General features: G+C 70.9%; 16 protein-coding genes. 12 read left to right on the forward strand and 4 right to left on the reverse strand.

What is annotated here, in order from left to right; genetic code table 11:
• Positions 1 to 9 precede the first annotated feature (9 nt).
• Positions 10 to 1,056, reverse strand: a complete 1,047-nt coding sequence (locus N1031_RS11310) for an LLM class flavin-dependent oxidoreductase (protein WP_259479740.1) — start codon at positions 1,054 to 1,056, stop codon at positions 10 to 12.
• 8 nt (positions 1,057 to 1,064) lie between these two features.
• A complete protein-coding gene (locus tag N1031_RS11315; protein ID WP_259479741.1) occupies positions 1,065 to 2,426 on the reverse strand; it encodes an O-acetylhomoserine aminocarboxypropyltransferase/cysteine synthase family protein in 1,362 nt (453 codons plus the stop codon).
• A gap of 116 nt (positions 2,427 to 2,542) precedes the next feature.
• On the opposite strand from N1031_RS11315, the gene N1031_RS11320 reads away from it, so the two are divergent.
• Positions 2,543 to 3,319: an alpha/beta hydrolase gene (locus N1031_RS11320; RefSeq protein ID WP_259479742.1), complete on the forward strand. Its 777-nt coding sequence runs from the start codon at positions 2,543 to 2,545 to the stop codon at positions 3,317 to 3,319.
• Between the two features lie 66 nt (positions 3,320 to 3,385).
• Entirely contained in the window at positions 3,386 to 4,738 is a 1,353-nt protein-coding gene (locus N1031_RS11325) for an LLM class flavin-dependent oxidoreductase (protein ID WP_259479743.1), read from the forward strand.
• Here the strand turns inward: N1031_RS11325 and N1031_RS11330 are convergent.
• Positions 4,699 to 5,739 (reverse strand): LLM class flavin-dependent oxidoreductase, encoded by a 1,041-nt coding sequence (locus tag N1031_RS11330; RefSeq protein WP_259479744.1) that lies wholly within the window; start codon positions 5,737 to 5,739, stop codon positions 4,699 to 4,701. The two genes, N1031_RS11325 and N1031_RS11330, sit on opposite strands and share 40 nt — an antisense overlap.
• Positions 5,740 to 5,891: 152 nt before the next feature.
• Here N1031_RS11330 and N1031_RS11335 point away from each other — a divergent pair, with 152 nt between their 5' ends.
• The 8 genes from N1031_RS11335 to N1031_RS11370 all read left to right on the forward strand — a co-directional run bounded on the left by N1031_RS11335 (position 5,892) and on the right by N1031_RS11370 (position 15,749).
• Positions 5,892 to 7,463: an ABC transporter substrate-binding protein gene (locus N1031_RS11335; RefSeq protein ID WP_259479745.1), complete on the forward strand. Its 1,572-nt coding sequence runs from the start codon at positions 5,892 to 5,894 to the stop codon at positions 7,461 to 7,463.
• A gap of 2 nt (positions 7,464 to 7,465) precedes the next feature.
• Positions 7,466 to 8,500 carry an ABC transporter permease gene (locus N1031_RS11340; protein WP_259479746.1) on the forward strand — a complete coding sequence of 345 codons (1,035 nt, stop codon included), beginning with the start codon at positions 7,466 to 7,468 and terminating at the stop codon, positions 8,498 to 8,500.
• Between the two features lie 2 nt (positions 8,501 to 8,502).
• Entirely contained in the window at positions 8,503 to 9,435 is a 933-nt protein-coding gene (locus tag N1031_RS11345) for an ABC transporter permease (protein WP_259479747.1), read from the forward strand.
• Positions 9,432 to 10,280 carry an ABC transporter ATP-binding protein gene (locus N1031_RS11350; protein ID WP_259479748.1) on the forward strand — a complete coding sequence of 283 codons (849 nt, stop codon included), beginning with the start codon at positions 9,432 to 9,434 and terminating at the stop codon, positions 10,278 to 10,280. Before N1031_RS11345 ends, N1031_RS11350 begins: the two co-directional genes overlap by 4 nt.
• Complete coding sequence (locus N1031_RS11355) at positions 10,273 to 11,103, forward strand: ABC transporter ATP-binding protein (protein ID WP_259479749.1); 831 nt, start codon at positions 10,273 to 10,275, stop codon at positions 11,101 to 11,103. Before N1031_RS11350 ends, N1031_RS11355 begins: the two co-directional genes overlap by 8 nt.
• Positions 11,100 to 12,452, forward strand: coding sequence for an NtaA/DmoA family FMN-dependent monooxygenase (locus tag N1031_RS11360; RefSeq protein WP_259479751.1), 1,353 nt, complete (start codon positions 11,100 to 11,102; stop codon positions 12,450 to 12,452). Before N1031_RS11355 ends, N1031_RS11360 begins: the two co-directional genes overlap by 4 nt.
• Positions 12,453 to 12,514: 62 nt before the next feature.
• On the forward strand, positions 12,515 to 14,278 hold the full coding sequence (locus N1031_RS11365; protein WP_259479752.1) for an FAD-dependent monooxygenase: 1,764 nt from the start codon (positions 12,515 to 12,517) through the stop codon (positions 14,276 to 14,278).
• Positions 14,279 to 14,360: 82 nt separating this feature from the next.
• On the forward strand, positions 14,361 to 15,749 hold the full coding sequence (locus tag N1031_RS11370) for an aminotransferase class I/II-fold pyridoxal phosphate-dependent enzyme (RefSeq protein ID WP_259479753.1): 1,389 nt from the start codon (positions 14,361 to 14,363) through the stop codon (positions 15,747 to 15,749).
• 19 nt (positions 15,750 to 15,768) lie between these two features.
• On the opposite strand, the gene N1031_RS11375 is transcribed toward N1031_RS11370, so the two are convergent.
• A complete protein-coding gene (locus N1031_RS11375; protein WP_259479754.1) occupies positions 15,769 to 16,614 on the reverse strand; it encodes a DUF1684 domain-containing protein in 846 nt (281 codons plus the stop codon).
• A 161-nt stretch (positions 16,615 to 16,775) separates the two neighbouring features.
• Between N1031_RS11375 and N1031_RS11380 the strand changes: the two genes are divergently transcribed.
• Together N1031_RS11380 and N1031_RS11385 are read left to right on the forward strand one after the other, a co-directional pair.
• Positions 16,776 to 18,494 (forward strand): M28 family peptidase, encoded by a 1,719-nt coding sequence (locus N1031_RS11380; protein ID WP_259479755.1) that lies wholly within the window; start codon positions 16,776 to 16,778, stop codon positions 18,492 to 18,494.
• Between the two features lie 64 nt (positions 18,495 to 18,558).
• A complete protein-coding gene (locus N1031_RS11385) occupies positions 18,559 to 20,112 on the forward strand; it encodes a family 14 glycosylhydrolase (protein ID WP_259479756.1) in 1,554 nt (517 codons plus the stop codon).
• Positions 20,113 to 20,120: the final 8 nt, after the last annotated feature.

The following is a 20,120-nucleotide window of genomic DNA, read 5'->3' on the forward strand; positions in this document are numbered from 1 at the left end:
CCGCGCCGTTCACACCAGCGCGGGGGTGTTCGCCGGCACGAGCGGGAAGACCTGCTCGGCGATGCGCTCCAGTTCCTCGTGCAGCGGTGACGACTGGATGAGCAGCAGGGTGATGCCCGCATCCTGGTACGCCCGGATGCGCTCGGCCACCTGCTCCGCCGTGCCGACGAGGTTCGGCCGCAGGCCTCTCGTGCCCACCGAGTACTCCCGCTTGGAGAGCTCGATGTCCAGGCGCGAGTTGGCCCGGAACTCCTCGAACGAGGCGTAACCTGGCGACGCCGGATCGACCGTGGTGATGCGCTCGAGCTCCCGCTTCGCCTCGCGCTCGGTGTCGCGCACGATCACGTAGGCCGCCATGCCGAACTCGGCGAAGCCCTCTCCGTGGCGACGGAGCCGCCGTTCGTCGAGGTCGGCGACCTTGGCACGGACCTCGTCGACGGTGCCGCCGTGCAGCACGTACGAGTCGGCGAAGCCCGCGATGGCCTCGCGGCCGGCCTCGCTCTCGCCCCCGGCGAAGATCGGGGGAGCGGTGACGGGCTTGGGGGAGAGCACGGCGCCGTCGACGCTGTAGTACGAGCCGTCGTAGTCGAACGGGGTGCGGCTCCACAGCCCCTTCACCACCTCGACGAACTCCCGCGCCTGCTCGTAGCGGTCGTCGTGGGCGGCGAAGGCGCCTCCGTACTGCCTGGCCTCCTCAGCCCACCAGGCGGCCACCAGGTTGAGGGCGAAGCGGTCGGGCCCGGCGATGTCGGAGATGGTGGCCGAGGTCTTGGCGATCACCGTCGGCAGGTGGAAGCCCGGCCGCACCGCCGTCATCACGCGCAGGCGTTCGGTGACCGCGAGGATCGCCGACGACAGCGACCAGGCTTCGAGGCTCGGTGCCTCGACGCCCTTGCGGTCGTTGAGGTAGAGCTCGGGCACGAGGGTGGTGTGGTACCCCAGCCGGTCGGCCTCGACCGACACCCGCTTGATGTAGTCCCAGGTGGCCGGCATCCCCTCGTCGCCGATGTTGCGGAGGAATCCGCCGTAGACCGGTGTCCAGTATCCGAAGTGCATGAGGTCTCCTAGTCGGTGACGAGCGCCGGCTCGCGGGCGGGATCGTGGTCGCGCGCGGCATCGTCGGCGGGATCGAGCGCGCCTACGAGGTCGAGGGAGCGGGCCAGATCGGCCACGAGGTCGTCGACGTCTTCGAGGCCGATCGAGAGCCTGATGGTGGCGCGGGAGAAGCCCGCGAGCCGCAGCTGGTCGTCGTCGAGGTGGCTGTGGGTGGTGGTGGCGGGGTGGATGACGAGGCTGCGCGCGTCGCCGATGTTCGCCACGAGGGAGAACAGCCCGAGACTATCGACGAAGTTCTCCACGACCTCCTCGCCCCCCGCCAGGTCGAACGAGAACACCGAGCCGGCACCGCGCGGCAGGTATCGGCTCGCCGCCTCGTGCCCGGGGTCGCCAGGGAGGCCCGGATGCCGGACGACCGACACCTCGGGGCGCGAATCGAGGAAGGCGGCCACGGTCAGCGCACTCGCGCTCTGCCGCGCGACCCTCAGGTCGAGGGTCTCGATGCCCTGGATCAGCTGGAAGCTGTTGAACGGTGACAGCGAGGGGCCGAGGTCGTGCACCAGCTTGACCTTGGCGTAGACGAGGTAGGCGCTGCCGGCTTGCCCGAACCGCTCCCACAGCACGACGTCGCCGACCCGGGCGAAGGGCTGCGTGAACTGCGGCCAGCGGGCGGGCTCGGCCCCGAAGTCGAAGGTGCCGAGGTCGACGATCACGCCGCCGAGCGAACTGCCGTGCCCGCCGAGGAACTTCGTGGCGGAGTACACCACGATGTCGGCCCCGAACTCCTTTGGGCGCTGCAGCACCGGGGTCGCCACCGTGTTGTCGACCACGAGCGGAACCCCGGCCTCATGGGCGATGTCGGCGACCTCTTGCACCCGCAGTACCGAGGCAGTGGGGTTGCCGATCGACTCGGCGAAGAACGCCCGGGTGGTGGGGCGCACGGCGGCGCGCCAGGCCTCGAGGTCGTCCTGATCGACGAGGGTCACCTCGATGCCGAAGTCGGCGAAGGTGTCGGTGAGCAGGTCGACGGTGCCGCCGTAGAGCTGCCGGGCCGCCACGAGGTGCTCGCCGTTCTTGGCGAGGGCGAGCAGCGCCACCAGCACCGCCGACTGCCCCGAGGCCGTGGCCAGGGCGGCCACCCCGCCGTCGAGAGCGGCGACGCGCTCCTCGAGCACGGTCTGGGTGGGGTTGCCGGTGCGGCTGTAGAGATTGCCGCGACGGCGCAGGGCGAAGATGTCCCTCGCCGCCGCGAAGCTCTCGAACTCGTAGGCCGCGCTCTGGTAGATCGGCACCACCGCCGGGTTCTGGAACGTCGCCGAGGCGTACCCGCTCCTGATCTGACGGGTGGCGAACTGGGGATCGGTACTCACCCGACCAGTGTGGGCGCCGCTCGACACGAGCGGCAACCGTCTTACGTTTTGTGTCGGTACATATTGGCGGATGCGTTACTAATGTTCAGAACAAATCTCGCGCACAAGGAGAACCCGTGAATCAGCACTCGCCCGAATCGCCCCTGCCCGCCGGCACGCCCTGGACCGAGCCCTCGGCCGCCCTCCGAGGCTCGGTGGTGGTGCTCGCGGGGCGCGGCGAGTCGGCCGCGGTCTACCGCCGGTTCGCCGCCCGCCTGGCCTTCGACGGCTATCGCGTCGCCGTGGTGCCCGACGCCAGCCGCGACCTCGCCGAGTCCGCACGGCTCGCCGGCGCCCTGCTCGCCGACCGCGACGACGTGCCGCGTGTGATCGTGGGTTCCGACACCGGCGCCGCGGCGACCGTCACCCTCCTGGCCGAGGGGAGGCTGTTCTCCGAGGTGGCCGTGCTCGCGGGCCTGCCGGCAGCCGAGCCGGGCGGCTCGGACGCGCTCCCCGCGGGCGAGTGGGAGAGCGAACTGGAGCTGCGGAGCGCCTGCCCCGTGCACCGGGGAGCCCTGTCGGCCGAAGGAGCCGTCGAGCCGGGGGAGCTCGGACGGTTCGACGCCGTGGCCGAGGCCGTCACGCCCGAGCTGGCTTCGCGCATCCTGGTACCCGTGCTCACGGTGCACGGTTCCGCCGATGCCGTCAGCGACCCCCTGGCCGCTTCGGCGGTCTACTCCCGCATCCCCGACGTCGAGTCGTACCTGGTGGAGGGTGGCCGCCACGACATCCTCAACGACGTCTCCCATCGTTCGGTGGCCGCGACGATCGTGCTCTTCCTCGAGCGCCTGCGTGCCCCGGGCCGGCCTCGCGTCGTGGTTCCGGCCGACACCGCGATCCCCGTCCACGCCTGACGCCATCCACGCCTGAACCCATCCACGCCCGAAACAATTCACGCCCGAACCGAGAGCGAGACCCCCATGAGCACGCGACAGATCAAGCTCGGCGCCGTCCTCACCGGCACCGGAGGCCCCGGCCACTTCAACACCTGGCACGACCCGGAGGTGCCGGCCGACTCCTCGATCGACATCGCCTGGTACATCGACCAGGCCCGTCAGGCCGAGGAGGCCCTGTTCGACCTGGTGTTCATCGTGGACAGTCAGTTCATCACCGCCGACTCGCCGCCGCACTACCTCAACCGCCTGGAGCCCCTGACGCTGCTCTCGGCGCTCGCCGTGTCGACCCGTCGCATCGGCCTGGTCGCCACCCTCACCACGAGCTACAACGACCCGTTCAACACGGCACGCCGCTTCGCCTCGCTCGACCTCATCTCGGGCGGTCGCGCGGGCTGGAACGTGGTGACCAGCGGAGACGCCGGCACCGCGGCGAACTTCAGCCTCGACCAGCACTACGACTACGACACCCGCTACGGCCGCGCCCTCGAGCACGTGCGCACCGTGCAGGGCCTGTGGGACTCCTACGAGGACGACGCCTTCCCGCGCGACCGCGCCACGGGGGTCTTCCTCGACCCCGAGAAGCAGCACCGGCTCGACCACGAGGGCGAGTACTTCAGCGTGGCCGGACCGCTCAACATCTCGCGTTCGCGGCAAGGGCAGCCGGTCATCTTCCAGGCCGGCGACTCCGCCCAGGGCCGCGACCTCGGTGCCGAGATCGCGGAGGGCGTGTTCACCCACGCCGCCTCGCTCGAGGCCGGGCAAGCCTTCTACACCGACATCAAGGCGAGGGCCGCCGCTAAGGGGCGTGACCCCGAGCACGTGCTCGTGCTGCCGGGCGTCTCGGTGTTCGTGGGAGACACTGACGAGGAGGCCAGGGAGATCGAGCTCGCCACTCAGCGCGCCGACGGCGGCTTCGAACAGTCGCTCGCCGAGTTCGGGCGCGCCTTCGGTTGGCACGACTTCAGGCAGTACGAGCTCGATGCGCCGTTCCCCTCCGGCGTGCTGGCGTACTCCGAGCGCAGCTTCCACACCCAGGCGAAGCAGATCGTGGCGCTCGCCGAGTCGCGCGGCCTCACCCTGCGGCAGGTGGTCGAAGCCGTCTCGAGCCCCAGGCGCACCCCGTTCGTGGGCTCACCCGAGACGGTGGCCGACGAGCTCCAGCGCTGGTTCGAGCTGCGCGCGCTCGACGGCTACAACATCCACGTCGGCCACCCGGCGCAGTTCCGCCGGCTGGTCGAGGAGGTGCTGCCGATCCTGCGCGAGCGCGGGGTGCTGCGCACCGAGTACGAGGGGTCGACCCTGCGCGAGAACCTCGGCCTGCCGTTCGTCGAGAACCGCTACACGGCCGCCCGGAGGGTGCTCGAGCCCGCTCGGTGAGTCGCTTCCGCGCCCAGCGGCAAGCGGGGGTAGAGCTCCTCGGCGATGGCGCGGAGGCCGTCGCCGAACTCGGCCGACTCGTTCGGCAGCGGGATGCTGAACAGGTAGTCGGTCGAGCGCGCCACGGCCTCGTCGTCGCCGAGCCTCTCCGCGATCTCGTCGACCGTGCCGTAGTAGACGTTCGAGCGCTGCAGGTACTCCTCGGGCGAGGCCGCTCCGAATCCGGTGTACTGCACGGGGTTCTTCGCGAAGTCGGAGCGCACCAGGGCCAGCGCGTCGGCGCGGGAGGCTGCCGGCAGCACCGAGCGCGACACTCCGATGCGCGGTTCGGCTCCGGCGGGGAGGGCGTCGAGATAGCGGTCGACGAGCGCAGCCTGCACGGGCCCGGTCTCTCCCTCGAAGGCCAGGCGGTGCAGCAGCAGTCCGTCGCCGGCCCGCCCGATGGCGGCCGCGTTGGTGCCGGTGGCGGTCGCCTGCCACACCCGCGTGAGCAGGGCACCGGGTGGCGGATAGACGTGCAGGGCCTTCTCGCCCCCGTCGATCACGCCGTGGAGCGCTTCCTTGAGCGCGGCCAGCGTCGTGTCGTAGAGCGCGTCCTTGTCGCTCTCGTCGAGCCGGAAGGCCGCGAACGCCGAGGTCGAGAAGCCGCCCCCGTTGCTCTTGCCGACCCCGAACTCGATCCTCCCTCCGCTCAAGAAGTCGGCGACGGCGGCCGTCTCCGCCAGCCGGATGGGGTGGTCGAACACCAGCGGCACCACGGCGGTGCCGAGCCGGATGCGCGTGGTGCGCTGGGCGGCGGCGGAGAGGAACGCCAGCGCCGAGGGCAGGCCGATCGGCGCGAAGTGAGCCTCCGCGATCCAGGCCGTCTCGTAGCCGAGCCGCTCCGCGGACTCGATCGCCCCCAGCGCCTGGGCGTACGAACGGCCGGGATCGGCCTCGGGGGGAGTCTGCAAGAAGATCGACAACCCGGGCTGCGACGAGAGCTCTGTGCGTGTGTTCACGGCACCGACGATAGGGACCGACACATTGTTCAGCGCGGTCGGGGCAACAAAACGTAGCAAAGCCCGACTCCGTTCGTAACAAAAAACGACGCGGAGTTCCACCGTGTCAGCATCGGCACCACCGAACGCACGACCCCGACCCTTGGAGACCCATGAAGACCACAACGATCGCCTCGCGAGGCCTGGCCCTGGCGGCGACAGCCGCCCTCGCCGCGGTGGCGCTCACCGGCTGCTCGACCGAGAGCAGCTCGGCGGGGACGACGCCCGGCGCGACCGAGGGCGGCACGATCACCTGGGCCTACACCAGCGCACCCGTCAACTGGGACCCGCTGGTGATCGGCGGCACGGCCGGCACCTACCTCACCACCCCGATCTTCGCGTCGCTGTTCACCATCGACGAGAACAAGCAGATCGAGCCGGGGCTGGCCAGCGGCTACGAGTACAACGAGGCCGGCGACGCCATCACCATCACGCTGAAGCCCGACCTCACCTTCCAGGACGGCACGCCCGTGAACGCCGAGGCCGTGAAGTTCAACATCGACCGGGTCTTCTCGCAGACCAACTCGGCGCTCAAGGCCTCCTACGCCAACGTGGAGCAGGCCGTGGTGGTCGACGACCTCACGGTGCGGCTCGACCTCAAGCAGCCCGACTTCCAGATCCCCTACATCCTGGCCGAGAAGACCGGCGAGCTGCCGAGTCCGACCGCCGTGGCCGCCGACCCGACCGCGTTCAACGCCGCGAGCCCCGTGGGTGCGGGCCCGTTCATCGTGGAGGAGCTCGTGCCGAGCGACCACATCACGCTGAAGAAGTGGGACGGCTACTGGGATGCCGACAACATCCACATCGACACCATCCGCATCAACTTCGGCATCAGCCCCGACACGGTCATCTCGGCGCTGCAGTCGGGCGTGGCCAACTTCGCGGTCATCACCCCCGATCTCGTCGAGGCGGCGGAGGCGGCCGACCTCAAGGTGCTGAGCGGCACCGACCGGCTGTGGGGATCGAGCTTCTTCAGCGTGAACCGCAACCAGGCGCCGTTCGACGACCCCGCCGTGGTCGAGGCCATCCGGGCCGCGATCGACCCCGACCAGTTCATCCAGCAGCTGGCCTTCGGGCAGGGCGAGGCCAACAACCAGCCGTTCCCGCAGGGGCACCCCGACTTCGTGGAGTCGCTCGTGGGCGACACCGTCTTCGACCCGGAGAAGGCGCAGGAGATCCTCGCCGACGCCGGCTACCAGCCGGGTGACATCTCCTTCGAGGTGCAGGCGCTCAACACGAACGGCTTCGACAAGGTCGCCGAGATCCTGCAGTCGCAGCTGTCGCAGGTGGGGATCACCACCACCATCAACGTGGTCGACTTCACGACCTGGAGCAAGGGCTACTACGGCAAGACCTACCCGGCCTCGCTCTTCGGCTGGGTGGGCCGCGACTCGGCCGTGCAGGGGCTCTCCGACCAGTACGACAGCCTGGGCGTGCTGAACCTCAGCTCGCCCTACGTCTCCGACGAGTTCAGCGCGGCGCTGTCCACCGCGCGCTCGACGCCGCTCGACTCGCCCGACTACGAGAAGAACCTGCAGGCGGCGGCGGAGATCGGCTACCAGACCGGCAGCAACATCTCGCTCTACACCTACGCGACGCCGCTCGCGCTGGCGCAGAACATCTCCGACCTGCCCAAGATCGACGGGTTCATCGACTGGACCGGCGTCACCATCGGCGGGAACTGACCGTGACCGCCTCGACCATCACCACCCCTCGGGGGATCGCCCAGGCGGCGGTCCCCCGGGAGGGGATCGTCTGGCACCGGGTCAGGCGCGTGCTCGTGTCGATCGGGCGGCCGCTCAGCATCTTCGTGCCGGTCTTCTTCCTCGGCACCCTGTTCACCTTCCTCCTCGGAGCTCTCAGCGGCCGCAGCCCGGCCGCGCTCCAGCTGGGAGACGCGGCCACCCCGGAGGCCGTCGCCGTCATCAACCAGCAGTACGGACTCGACCGGCCGTTCTTCGTGCAGTACTTCGACTGGCTCGGCACCCTGTTCACCGGCAGCTTCGGCAACAGCTGGGCGAACGGGGTGCCGGTGGCCACCCTGCTCGGCGACCGGGCCGTCGTGAGTCTCTCGGTGGCGGGCCTCGCCCTCGTCATCGGCGTGGTGTTCGGATTCCTCTTCGGCGTGCTGGCGGCGAGGTTCCACACCACGTGGATCGACCGTGCCATCACCACCGGAACCACCGTGTTCTCGGTGCTGCCGCCCTTCGTGGTGGGGATCGCCCTCATCGCGGTCTTCGCGGTGGGACTGCGGTGGCTGCCGGCCGTCGGCTTCGTGCCCCTCCAGATGGGTTTCTGGCCCTGGTTCAGCCACCTCATCCTGCCCGCGGTCGCGCTCAGCTTCGACACCGTCTCCGACGTGGCCCGTCAGCTGCGCACCGGGCTCGTCGCGGCGTCGCGTGAGAACTACGTGATCGGTGCGCAGGTGCGCGGGCTCAGCCCCCGACGCATCTTCTTCGGTCACGTGCTGCGCAACGGCGTGGCTCCGGCGCTCTCGGTGCTCGGCCTGAAGTTCCCGGCGCTTCTCGGCGGGGCCGTGCTGATCGAGGCCATCTTCGGCCTTTCCGGCTACGGCACCTTCGCCGCCCAGTCCGCGGTCACCGGCGACGTGCCCTCGGTGCAGGCGGTGCTCGTCATCTCGATCGTGCTCGTGGTCGTGTTCAACCTGCTCGTGAACGTGGGCCTGAACCGCCTCATCCCGTCGGCCTCCAGGGGAGTGTGACCGTGGTCAAGACCGTCCTCAAGCTGCCGAGCGCACGCATCGCGCTCGCCATGCTCGCGTTCATCCTGTTCCTCACCCTGTTCGGGCCGCTGCTGGCCCCCTACGATCCGCTCGAGAACACCGCGCTCAACTTGGCACCCCCGTCGGCCGCGCACTGGCTCGGCACCGACTACCTGGGGCGCGACGTGCTGAGCCGCATCCTCGCGGGCGCCCCCCTGAGCGTGGCGAGCACGGGGCTGGTGGCGGCGATCGCCCTGGTGGTGGGCGCGATCCCCGGCATCCTCTCCGTCTACCTCACCTCGGTGTTCGAGTGGATCTCGCTGCGGGTGGTCGACACCTTCATCGCGCTGCCCTTCCTCGTGTTCGCGGTCGCGATGACCGCCCTGCTCGGCAACGGCATCACCCAGGCGATGATCGCGGTGGGCCTGCTGGTGTCGCCGCTGTTCTACCGGGTGGCCCGGTCGGCGACGCTGTCGGTCGCGAGGTCGCAGTACGTGGAGGCGGCCATCCTCGCGGGCGCCACGACGGGATGGATCGTGCGCCGGCACGTCTGGTCGAAGGTGCTGCCCCCGATCGCCATCTCGCTGGCCACGACCCTGGGCGTGGGCCTCGTGGTGATCTCGAGCCTGCAGTTCCTCGGCATCGGGGTGCAGCCGCCCACCCCGACCTGGGGCGGCATCCTCGCCTCCGACCTCGGCTACCTGCAGCAGCAGCCGTACGCCCCCGTCTTCCCGACCGCGCTCATCCTCATCACCGTGCTCGCCTTCAACCTGCTCGCCGACGCCATCCGCGACGCGGCGGGGGAGACGGGCCGCGCCCTGATCGGCTCGCGCGCGGCCAAGGCCTCGAAGGCCCGGCGCCTCGCGGCCGCCGCTCAGGCCGCCGTCTCACCGGTCTCGACCACCGCAGCACCCACCCCTCAGGAGCAGCCATGACCACCACCCACGACGACATCGTGCTCGAGCTCTCGGGCGTCACCCTGCACAACGACCTCGGCGACGAGGAGCTCGTGCACGGCGTGAGCTTCTCCCTCCGCCGCGGCGGGGTGATCGGCATCGTCGGGGAGTCCGGCAGCGGCAAGAGCCTCACCTGCCGGGCGATCCTCGGTCTCCTTCCTCAGTACCTCGAGGTGTCGGGAGGTCGCATCGAGCTGTTCGGGCGGGATGCGGCGAGCCTCACGCCGAAAGAGTGGACCCAGGTGCGCGGCACGCGCATCTCGGCCGTCTTCCAAGACCCGGCCTCGTACCTCAACCCGTCCATCCGGGTGGGCAAGCAGGTGCAGGAGGTGCTCCGTGTGAAGCGCGGCCTCGGCCGCCGCGAGGCCAAGGCGCGCACCCTGGAACTGTTCGACGCGGTGCAGCTGCGCGACCCCGCCTACGTCTATCAGCAGTACACGCACGAGCTGTCGGGCGGCATGCTGCAGCGGGTGCTCATCGCCTCCGCGATCGCGCTCGAGCCCGACATCCTCATCGCCGACGAGGCCACCACCGCGCTCGACGTGACCGTGCAGGCGGAGATCCTCGAGTTGCTGGCGAGCCTCAAGGAGAGCACGGGCCTCTCGCTGATCGTGGTGTCGCACGATCTCGCGGTTGTGGCCCAGCTCTGCGACGAGGTGCTCGTGATGAAGGACGGCTCGGTGGTGGAGCACGGGGTCACCCGCGACATCCTCGAGAACCCGCAGCACGAGTACTCGCGACTGCTCATCTCGGAGCACGAACAGTACGGCCTCGAGCGGTACCTCGTGGAACCGATCGGCGAGCGGGAGTTCGACTATGTCTGAGCTCACCACGCCCGGGCTCACCGTGCCCGACCTCGCCCCCGCGCTCGAGGTGCGATCGCTCGACGTGCACTACGGCCGTGGCCGCTCGCGCAAGAAGGTCATCGACCAGGTCTCGTTCACGGTGGCCGCCGGCGAGGCGGTCGGGGTGATCGGCGAGACCGGCTCGGGCAAGTCGACCATCGCGCGTTCCGTGCTCGGGCTCGTGCAGCCCGACGCCGGGTCGTCGGTGCGGGTGGCCGGGCGTGAGGTGACCGGGCTCTCGTCGCGAGCCCTCCGCGCCTTCCGCCGCAGCGGGGTCGTGCAGTACGTCTTCCAGGACCCGCAGCGCAGCCTCGACCCCGACGTCTCGGTCGGGCAGTCGGTCGCCGAGCCCCTGCTCATCCAGGGCGTGCTCGGCCGGGCGGCCGTGCGGGATGCGGTGCGTGCGCAGTTCGAGCAGGTGCAGCTCGATCCCGCGTTCGCCGACCGGTTCCCTGCGGAACTCTCCGGCGGTCAGCGCCAGAGGGTCGCCATCGCCCGTGCCCTGGTGACCAAGCCCCGCCTGCTCATCCTCGACGAGCCCGTCAGCGCTCTCGACTCGGCGAACCGCGTGCGCATCCTCGAGCTCCTGGGGCGCCTGCGCGGCGCCGACGTCGCCCTCCTGTTCATCTCGCACGACCTCGGTTCGGTGGCGGGGGTCACCGACCGCACCCTCGTGCTCTACCGCGGAGAGCTCGTCGAGGTGAACGCCACCTCGCGCATCGTCAACGAGCCCGCCCATCCCTACACCCGGGCCCTCATCGGTTCGGCTCCCACCATGCGCGCGAAAGGCACCACCCCATGACCGGCAAGCAGGTCCACCTCACCCTCAACCTCCAGTCCACAGGGCGGCACGACGCCGCCTGGAAGACCCTCGACCCCGCCGGCACGGGGTTCGCGAGTGACTGGATCGATGGCATCGACTACTTCACGCGCATCGCGCAGATCGCGGAGCGGGGCCGCTTCGACGCGATCTTCATCGCCGACCGCCTCGGCGGCCTCGACCGCACCGGGAGCGTGCGCCCGTGGCGGGGCCTCGACCCCACCGTGCTGCTGGCCGCCCTGGCCCGCGAGACCTCGCACATCGGGCTCGCCTCGACCAATCCGGCGATCCACGGCAATCCCTTCCTGCTCGCGCGGCAGATCGCCTCGCTCGACCACGTGAGCAAGGGGCGCGGCGCCTGGAACATCATCACCAGCCAGGAGCCGACCACCTTGCGCGCTCTCGGCAAGAGCGCCGTGCTCGACGCCGAGACCCGCTACCGGGCGGCCGACGAGTTCGTCTCGATCGTCGACGCCTTCTGGCGCTCGTTGCCGCCCGAGGCGATCGTGGCCGACGCCGAGGCCGATCTCTACATCGACGAGACACTCACCCGCCCCGTCGACATCGCGGGAGAGTTCTTCTCCGGGGCGGGTGTACTCCCGCTCACGGGCGGCTACCGCGGCAACCGTCCCGTGCTGTTCCAGGCCGGCACCTCCCGCGCGAGCAAGGAGTTCGGCGCCCGTTGGGCCGACGCCCTGTTCACCTCGCAGCGGCTGCCCGAGCTCGGACGCGCCTTCGCCGACGAGGTCAAGGGGCTCGCCGAGGCGAACGGGCGTTCCCGCGACGAACTTCTCGTGCTTCCCGGTCTCTACGTCGTGCTCGGTGACACGGAGCAGGCAGCCCAGCGGCGCAAGGCCGAGCTCGACGAGCTGCTGGCCCTCGAACCGCTCATCGGCGACCTCTCCGACTACCTCGAGTTCGACGTCTCGGGCTTCGACCTCGACCAGGAGCTGCCCTACGGCGAGCTGGCGGGCCGCGCGAGCAGCTCGCACCAGACCGTGCGGCGGCACCAGATCGTGGCCGACGCCAAGACGCGCGGCCTCACCATCCGCCAGCTGCTGTTCAACAACCTCTCCGGCGGCCAGCGCGTCATCGTCGGCACCCCCGAGCAGGTCGCCGACGACATCGAGACCTGGGTCGACCTCGGCGCCGCCGACGGCTTCACCATCAACATCGACGTGCAGACGGCGGGCTTCGAGGCCTTCGTCGACGGCGTCGTCACCGAGCTGCAGAACCGTGGCCGCTTCCGGCGCGAGTACGAGCACGACACCCTCCGCGGTCACCTCGGGCTCGCCGCCTCGGCTCCCACCGGGCAGCTCGTGGGCGCCTGAGAGCACACCCGCACCCACCCGCGCGCCCGCACCGCGCATCCGCACGTCACGAAAGAGAGACCATGACCACCTCCTCCGCCCGCTATTCCACCGGCCACCACGCCACCGACCGCACCTGGGTCGACCGCTTCGAGTTCCCCCGCAGCACACCTCCGCAGCAGATCGAGGTGCTCATCGTGGGCGCCGGACCCTCGGGGCTCGGCACCGCGCTCGAGCTCACCCGGCACGGCGTCTCGGTCGCCGTCGTCGACTCGGCCACCGAAGCCACACTGGTGCGCGCCGGCGCCGCGGGGGTGAGCGCCCGGAGCGTGGAGATCTTCCGCACCTGGGGCGTCGCCGAGCAGATCCGGGACAACTGGACCGTGCCGCCGGAGTGGAACAAGGGCAACGTGCTCGTCACGAGCGTGGTCGGTCACGTGCTCGGCGGCAAGGCGCCCGACGCGTTCTCCCGCTCAGCGGGCGGCCCGGTCTCGCGTGAGGACGGGGTGCGACGGCCGCAGACCGTGTTCCAGAAGGTGTTCCTCGACCGGCTCGCCGAGCTGGGGGTGCCCGTGGCGGGCGGCTGGCGGGTGGAGGCGGTCGATCAGGATGCGGACGGCGTGACCTCCGCGGTCGTGCACGTCGAGAGCGGGGAACGCCGTGAGATCCGCTCCGCCTACGTGGTCGGCGCCGACGGCTCGAAGAGCACGGTGCGCGGGCTCGCCGGCATCGGGCGCTCGGGGGAGTACGCCACCGAACGGCACTGGCGCTACGTCGTGCGCACCGTCGGCGGGGTGCCCGCCGAGCTGGGTCCGGCGCCGAGCGCGAGCAACATCGTGTTCAACGACCACTACTCGGGGTTCGTCTCGGCCCTCAACGAGACCGACTGGCGCGCCTATGCCGGCCCGTTCCCGGTCGACTACGTGCCCTCGGAGGAGGAGCTGATCGAGGGCGCACGCAAGGGGTTCGGCTTCGACGCCGACCTCGAGGTGGTGAGCCTCACGGGGTACTACAAGAGCACCCGGATCGCCGACCGGTTCGTGAGCGGCCGCATCGCGCTGGTGGGCGACGCGGCGCACGTGCGCACGCCGGGCGGCAACCTCTCGGAGGGCTTCGGCGACGTCGCCAACCTCGGCTGGAAGCTCGCGGCCGTGCTTCAGGGTGCCGGAGGCGCAGGCCTCCTCGACTCCTACGACCAGGAACGCCGGGTGCACAACGAGCGGGTCGCCGACCACGCCCTCGCCCGGGCCATCGCCAATGACGAGGCGCTCGCCGAGGTGCGTGCCGTCGGAGTGCCGGCCGACGACGACACGAGCGCCGAGGCGGCCGAGCGGCGCGCCGAGGTGGGCCGCATCCTCGCCCGGGACTTCGCGTTCGCGCTGGGGGTCGTGTTCGACGAGCGCTACGACGCCTCGTCGGCGATCGTCTACGACGAGGGGCAGCGCACGGCCGAGCGGCCGTGGACGCCCGACGTCTACGTCGACGACGCCCGCCCGGGTCACCGCGCCCCCAACGGCGCGATCGAGGCGTCGGGGGTCACGCTGTACGGCCGGCTCGGCAGTGCGCCGGCGCTGCTCGTGCTCACCGACGACACCACCGCCGTGGACGACTTCGCGCGGGCCTCGCGCGAGAACGGCCTCCCGCTCGACGTGCTGCACCTCACCGAGCCCGAGGTGCGCGCGCTGTACGGCGCCGACTACGCCCTCGTGCGGCCCGATCACCACGTGGCCTGGCACGGGGTCGGTCAGTCGTTCGACGCCGCCGAGGTGCTCGCGACGGTCTACGGCCACCGCGATGCCCTCGAGGCCGGCCACGAGCCCGAGGAGTCCGCACTCCAGAACGCCTGAGGCGGGGAGTTTGTTCTTCTGGACTATCGTTTGTGTACCGGCACATGTTCGTGCGCCGGCCCTGTGAGAGGGAGCACAAGCGATGTCAACGGTTCTCGGTGCGGGGAGTCCGGCTACGGCGGAGACCATCACCTCCGACTGGATCGTCGACCGTGTGCCGGGTCGCACCTCTCAGGAGCTCGGTGATGGACTCGAGGCGCTGATCCGCTCGGGAGAGCTGCCCATCGGCAGTCAGCTGCCCACGATCCGGCGCCTCGCGTCGGCAGCCGGGGTGAGCATCGGCACCGTGCTGGCAGCCTGGAACCACCTCCGCGAGCGCGGCCTCATCGAGACCCACCGCCGGGGCGGCACCCTCGTGACGGCTCCCGAAGAGCGCAGCACGGCGTCCGCGGCGGCCACGGTGTGGTCGGAGATCGACCTGCAGAGCGGCGCCCCCGACATCGCACTGCAGCCCGACCTGCGCGACGCCGTGCTCGACAGCCTCACCGCGAGCGACCTCAACGTGTTCGGCCGCGACTTCATGACCTCCCGGCTGCAGGAGGCCGTGCTCGGCACCTGGCCGTTCGCCGCCCGTTCTTGGGCCACCGCCGGCGGCGGCACCGAGGCGCTGCTGCTCGCCACGGCGGCCGCGGCCCCGCCCGGCTCGGTGGTGGCCGTCGACGAGCCCGTGAGCCCGGGCTACCTCGACACCCTGCGCGACCTCGACCTCTCGCCGATCGGCGTGCGGGGCGATGAGCACGGCCCGACCGTGGAGTCGCTGCGTTCGGCTCTGGAGCGCGGTGCCGTCGCCTTCATCGTGCAGCCGGGCGCACCGTTCGCCGTCGATCACGCGCTCTCCCCGGAACGCGCCGCCGACCTCGCGGCGCTCCTGGCCGCGCATCCCGGGGTCTGGGTCATCGAGGACGACTCGATCGGGCCGCTCGCCGAGGCGGAGCCGCCCACGCTCGGCACCGCGCTGCCCGACCGGGTGCTGCGCGTGCGCAGCTACTGCAAGGCCTACGGCATCGACGTGCGCACCTCGGTGCTCGGCGGCAGCGTGGAGCTGGTCGAGCGCAGTATCCGTCTGCGCAGCCACGGGGTGGGGTCGAACAGCCGCATCCTGCAGAACACACTCGCCCATCTCATCGCGAGCCCGGGTGCATCGGCGGTGGTGGGCCAGGCCAGGGCGGCGTACGGCACCCGGCGAGGAGCGCTCCGCGACGCGCTCGAGCGGCGGGGCGTGCGCGTGCACTCGGGGCCCCACGGCATCGTGCTGTGGGTCGAGGTGCGCAACGAGACGGATGCGCTGCTGGGCCTGGCCTCGAAGGGCGTGGTGGTGGGAGCGGGCAGCAAGGCCTTCGTGGTGCCGCCGGCTCAGCCGCTCATCCGCGTGTCGCCGCTGCAGCTGCCCGACGATCCCGCCGCGATCGAGCAGCTCGCCGGTTGGATCGCCGAGGCCTCCAGGGGCAGCGTGCGGGAGTTCTTCGACTGACCGGCGGCGACACCACCGGTCAGTCGTCGGCGGCCCGCGGGTCTCCGTGCGGGGTGCGCTCCCCGGCCTCGATCGCGACCGGCAGGCGGTTCTGCGCCGGTGCGAGCGGGCAGGGCGAGTACGGCGTGTAGGCGCACTGCAGATTGCTCGTGCGTGTGAAGTCGAGCACTACGCGTGAGTCGTCGCCCACCTCGAAGCCGTGCAGGGCCCGGCTCGCGGGGTAGGTGCTCACCCCGCTGGTGGCGTCGGTGAACACCGTGAACAGGCTGCCCGGCGTCGGCCCGCCCTCGAACACGACCAGCGAGAGCTCGACCCCGTCGATCGTGAACTCGACCACACCGGGCGAGGTGTGCGTGTGCACGATGCCGTCCACCGCCGCGTCGATGCTGAGGTCGCGCGGCTCGTCCCAGGGCACGAACAGGCCCTCCACCACCCAGCGCGGGTCGGGCTCGAACGTGGGGGTTCCGAGGTAGCCGGTGCGGCGGGGGCTCTCCGGATGCACGGGGCGCAGCAGGTCGTGACCGCCCCGTCGCGAGAGTTCGAGCACCGCGTCGCGCCAGGTCGCCCGCCGACGCTGCCGCTCCTCGAGCGGGCCGAAGCCGTGGGCACCCGTGATCGTGATGCCGTCGAGCTCGATCGTCTCACCCTCGGGCAGGTCGACGCGGGGGCCGTCCGGTCCGGTGCTCCAGAGGCCTGGCGCGCCGTCGATGGCGCGCGGCGTGCCGTCGAGCAGGGTGATGGACGAGTACGCGAGGAAACCGTGCGGGTCGCGCCGGGAGCGCTCGAGCTCGTCGTGCCAGGCCTGCCAGTCTGCGGTGAACGCGGTGGCGGGCTCGGTGGGGAGGGTGCTGAGCGGTGTGGTCATGGCCCGATCCTGCTGCGGGGCGCGTTCTGTTCGCCACTGTGCTGACACAAAGCGAGACAAAACTCCTTTGTGCTCACGTTTCCATCGTGTTTCCCCTTGCCGCCTGACCCCCGTTTGCGGGTATATTTCAGCCAACGTTCACGCGACCAGGGGAGATCCACGTGAAGAGACGTCATCGGAGACTTGCAGCGATCGGGTTGGGCACGGGGGTGGTGATCGCGGGCGCGGCCGGTTTCGGCAGCGCGGCCTACGCGGTCGATCCCGCCGACCTGGAGAGCCGCGTCACCGTCGCCGGGGTGATGGCCCACCTCGAGGCACTGCAGGCGATCGCGGAGGCCAACGACGGCAACCGCGCGCTCGGCACCTCGGGCTACGAGGCGAGCGGCGCCTACGTGGAGGAGGTGCTGACCGCGGCCGGGTACATCCCGGAGCGCCAGGAGTTCATCGCCACCACCCAGTCGATCGACGAGTACTCCATCACCCTGCTGGGCACGACGCAAGACCTCGAGACCGAGGAGCTCGACCGCATCCCGATGGAGGGCACCACGGCCACGCCACCCGAGGGTCTCACGGGACTCGAGCTGGTCGAGCCGGCCGTCCTGGTCGCCTGCACGCCTGAGGCCTGGGACGGCGTCGACGTGGCGGGCAAGGTCGCGCTGGTGAGCCGCGGGGAGTGCGCCTTCGCCGACAAGTCGCTCGCCGCCTCCGCCGCGGGCGCCGCCGCGCTGCTGGTCTACAACAACGAGCCGGGTCCGCTCGCGGGCACCCTGGGCGAGCAGGTGCCCGAGTACGTGCCGACCGTCGGCCTCTCCCAAGAGGAGGGAGCCGCCGCCGTGGCCGCGCTCGAGGACGGCCCCGTCACGATCGATCTGCAGCTGCAGGAGACCACGACGAGCGTGGAGACCTTCAACATCATCGCCCAGACGCCGTCGGGCGACCCCGGCAACGTGGTGATGCTCGGGGCGCACCTCGACTCGGTGCAGGAGGGCGCCGGCATCAACGACAACGGCAGCGGCTCGGCCGCCATCCTCGAGACGGCGGTGCAGCTGGCCGCCTCGGGCGAGCTCAACAACGCGGTGCGCTTCGCGTGGTGGGGCGCCGAGGAGGTGGGCCTGGTGGGTTCGACCCACTACGTGGAGCAGCTCGCGATCGCCGACGAGGAGCTCCCCGAGGGCGAGGTCGGCGAGCTCGACAAGATCGCCACCTACCTCAACTTCGACATGGTGGCCTCGCCCAACTACGTCATCAGCGTCTACGACGCCGACGAGTCGACGTTCCCGGCTCCGGTCGAGGTGCCCGAGGGCTCGATCGCGACGGAGAAGGCGCTGACCGACTACTTCGACGCGAACGGCCAGCCGTGGATCGACACCGCCTTCGACGCCCGGAGCGACTACGACGCGTTCATCGCCTACGGCGTGCCCGCATCCGGTCTGTTCACCGGCGCCGACGACGTGAAGACCGAGGAGCAGGTGGCGCTGTTCGGCGGCACCGCGGGCGTCACCCACGACCCGAACTACCACTCCGCAGCCGATGACATCACCAACGTCAACGAGGAGGCGCTCGGCATCATGGTGGGCGCCATCGCCTCGGTGACGGGCTCGCTGGCGAACGACACCTCGGCCATCAACGGCGTGGTGCCGCCGTCGCCCGAACCCACCGAGGCCCCGTCGCCCACGCCCGACCCCACTGCGAGCCCATCGCCCACCACCGCACCCGGGGCCGGCGACGATTCCCAGCTGGCCGCCACCGGCGCCGACCTCGGCGCGCTCGGCGGGGCGATCCCGGTGGCCGTGCTGCTCATCGGGGCGGGGGCCGTGCTCGCGGCGGTGCGGATGCGCGCGGCGGCCGCGGACCGGAGCAGGGCCGGATCCGACCGGTAGGCCAGATTCGACCAGTAGAAAGTACTCAGGCCGGGCGGCGGCTGCGGGAGCCTAGCGTGTGGGGATGAAATCCCAGATCCCCACGCGCGGCCTCGCGGCCGCCGCTCTGCTGTGCGGTGCGGCGCTCTCCGTGTCGCCCCTCGTCCCGCTCGCCTCGGCGTCGGCCGGCACCGGAGCCGCCCGCACCGTGAACCTCATGGCCCCCCTGTTCATCGACGACTGGGCGAGCTCCGGTCCGCAATGGCGCGCCTTCACCTCCTCGCTCGCCGTCGCCGACCGGCAGGGAGTCGACGCCGTCGCCGTCGACGTCTGGTGGGGCACCGCCGAGCCCGAGCGCGGCGTGTTCGACTGGAGCTACTACGACAAGGTCTTCGCCGCCATCACCTCGGCCGGGCTCGACCTGGTGCCGCTCATGTCGTTCCACGAGTGCAAGAGCAACGTCGGCGACGTGTGCGACATCTCGGTGCCCGACTGGGTGTGGGAGCCCTACCAGATCTGCGGCGTGACCGGCTGGTGCTCCGAGGTGCCGGTCGAGAACTACTACGTCAGCGAGTACGGCAACGTCAACAAGGAGGCACCGGCGCCCTGGGGCACGGGCAACGACCGCGCCCTGGCCGACATGCGCGGGTTCATGAACGCCTTCGAGGAGCACTACACCCAGGGCGCCACCGACTACCGCGGGCGGGTGCAGGAGCTCTCCATCAGCACCGGTCCCGCGGGTGAGCTGCGCTATCCGTCCTACAACGCGCACGACAAGTCGGTGCCGGGCAACCCGGCCGGGTACCCCAACAGGGGAACCTTCCAGAGCTCCAGCCCGGCGGCCGTGCGGTCGTTCGCCGACTGGGCCGTGGCCCGCTACGGGTCGGTCGCCGGCGTGGCCGCGGCCTGGAGCATCCCGGGGCTGAGCTACGCCGCCATCACGCCGCCCACCGACCACGAGCGGTTCATCACCTCGGGCTCGTACCACTCGCTGCGCTACGGCCGCGACTTCACCCGCTGGTACCACGAGAGCCTCCTGCAGCACGGCCGCGAGGTCATGCGCCAGGCGGTCGGGGCGTTCGACGAGGGGTTCGCCTCGGTGCCGCTCGGCTTCAAGATCCCCGGCGTGCACTGGCAGACGATGGCGACGAGCCCGATGCGGCGTGCGCCCGAGATCGCGGCGGGGATGCTCCACACCGACCAGGACTACAACGGCTCGTCGACCGACTTCGGGTACGACGGCATCGTCTCGCTCGCCCGCGAGCTGCGGTCGGAGACCGACGGCGGCAGGGCGCCCGCCCACGCCGTCACGCTGCACTTCACGGCCCTCGAGATGCCCGACGGCCGGGAGTGGGACGGAGCCGATCACGCCTACTCCGACGCCGCGTCGCTCGTGCGCTGGGTCGGGGCGGCCGCGGGCAAGTCGGGCGTGACGCTCAAGGGCGAGAACGCGCTCGCCGACAACCTGGGCTCCGCGGGCACCCCGTCGACGGTCGGCTGGTCGCACATCCGCGACGCCTTCTCGGGCACGCCGTCGGCCTACTCGGGTCTCACCGTGCTGAGGCTGCCGCAGGTGACGGGCAGCGCGACCTCGACCGGTCGGGTGGAATTCGAGCGGTTCCTGCGCGACTTCCATTGATTCGCGAG

It is taken from the genome of Herbiconiux moechotypicola (assembly GCF_024979255.1).
GTDB classification, from domain to species: Bacteria; Actinomycetota; Actinomycetes; order Actinomycetales; family Microbacteriaceae; genus Herbiconiux; species Herbiconiux moechotypicola.

Coding starts and splice junctions, on each gene's coding strand:
- N1031_RS11325 (WP_259479743.1), top strand. CDS start 3,386: ATGAGCACGCGACAGATCAAGCTCGGCGCCGTCCTCACCGGCACCGGA.
- N1031_RS11385 (WP_259479756.1), top strand. CDS start 18,559: ATGAAATCCCAGATCCCCACGCGCGGCCTCGCGGCCGCCGCTCTGCTG.
- N1031_RS11365 (WP_259479752.1), top strand. CDS start 12,515: ATGACCACCTCCTCCGCCCGCTATTCCACCGGCCACCACGCCACCGAC.
- N1031_RS11370 (WP_259479753.1), top strand. CDS start 14,361: ATGTCAACGGTTCTCGGTGCGGGGAGTCCGGCTACGGCGGAGACCATC.
- N1031_RS11355 (WP_259479749.1), top strand. CDS start 10,273: ATGTCTGAGCTCACCACGCCCGGGCTCACCGTGCCCGACCTCGCCCCC.
- N1031_RS11375 (WP_259479754.1), bottom strand. CDS start 16,614: ATGACCACACCGCTCAGCACCCTCCCCACCGAGCCCGCCACCGCGTTC.
- N1031_RS11335 (WP_259479745.1), top strand. CDS start 5,892: ATGAAGACCACAACGATCGCCTCGCGAGGCCTGGCCCTGGCGGCGACA.
- N1031_RS11310 (WP_259479740.1), bottom strand. CDS start 1,056: ATGCACTTCGGATACTGGACACCGGTCTACGGCGGATTCCTCCGCAAC.
- N1031_RS11360 (WP_259479751.1), top strand. CDS start 11,100: ATGACCGGCAAGCAGGTCCACCTCACCCTCAACCTCCAGTCCACAGGG.
- N1031_RS11350 (WP_259479748.1), top strand. CDS start 9,432: ATGACCACCACCCACGACGACATCGTGCTCGAGCTCTCGGGCGTCACC.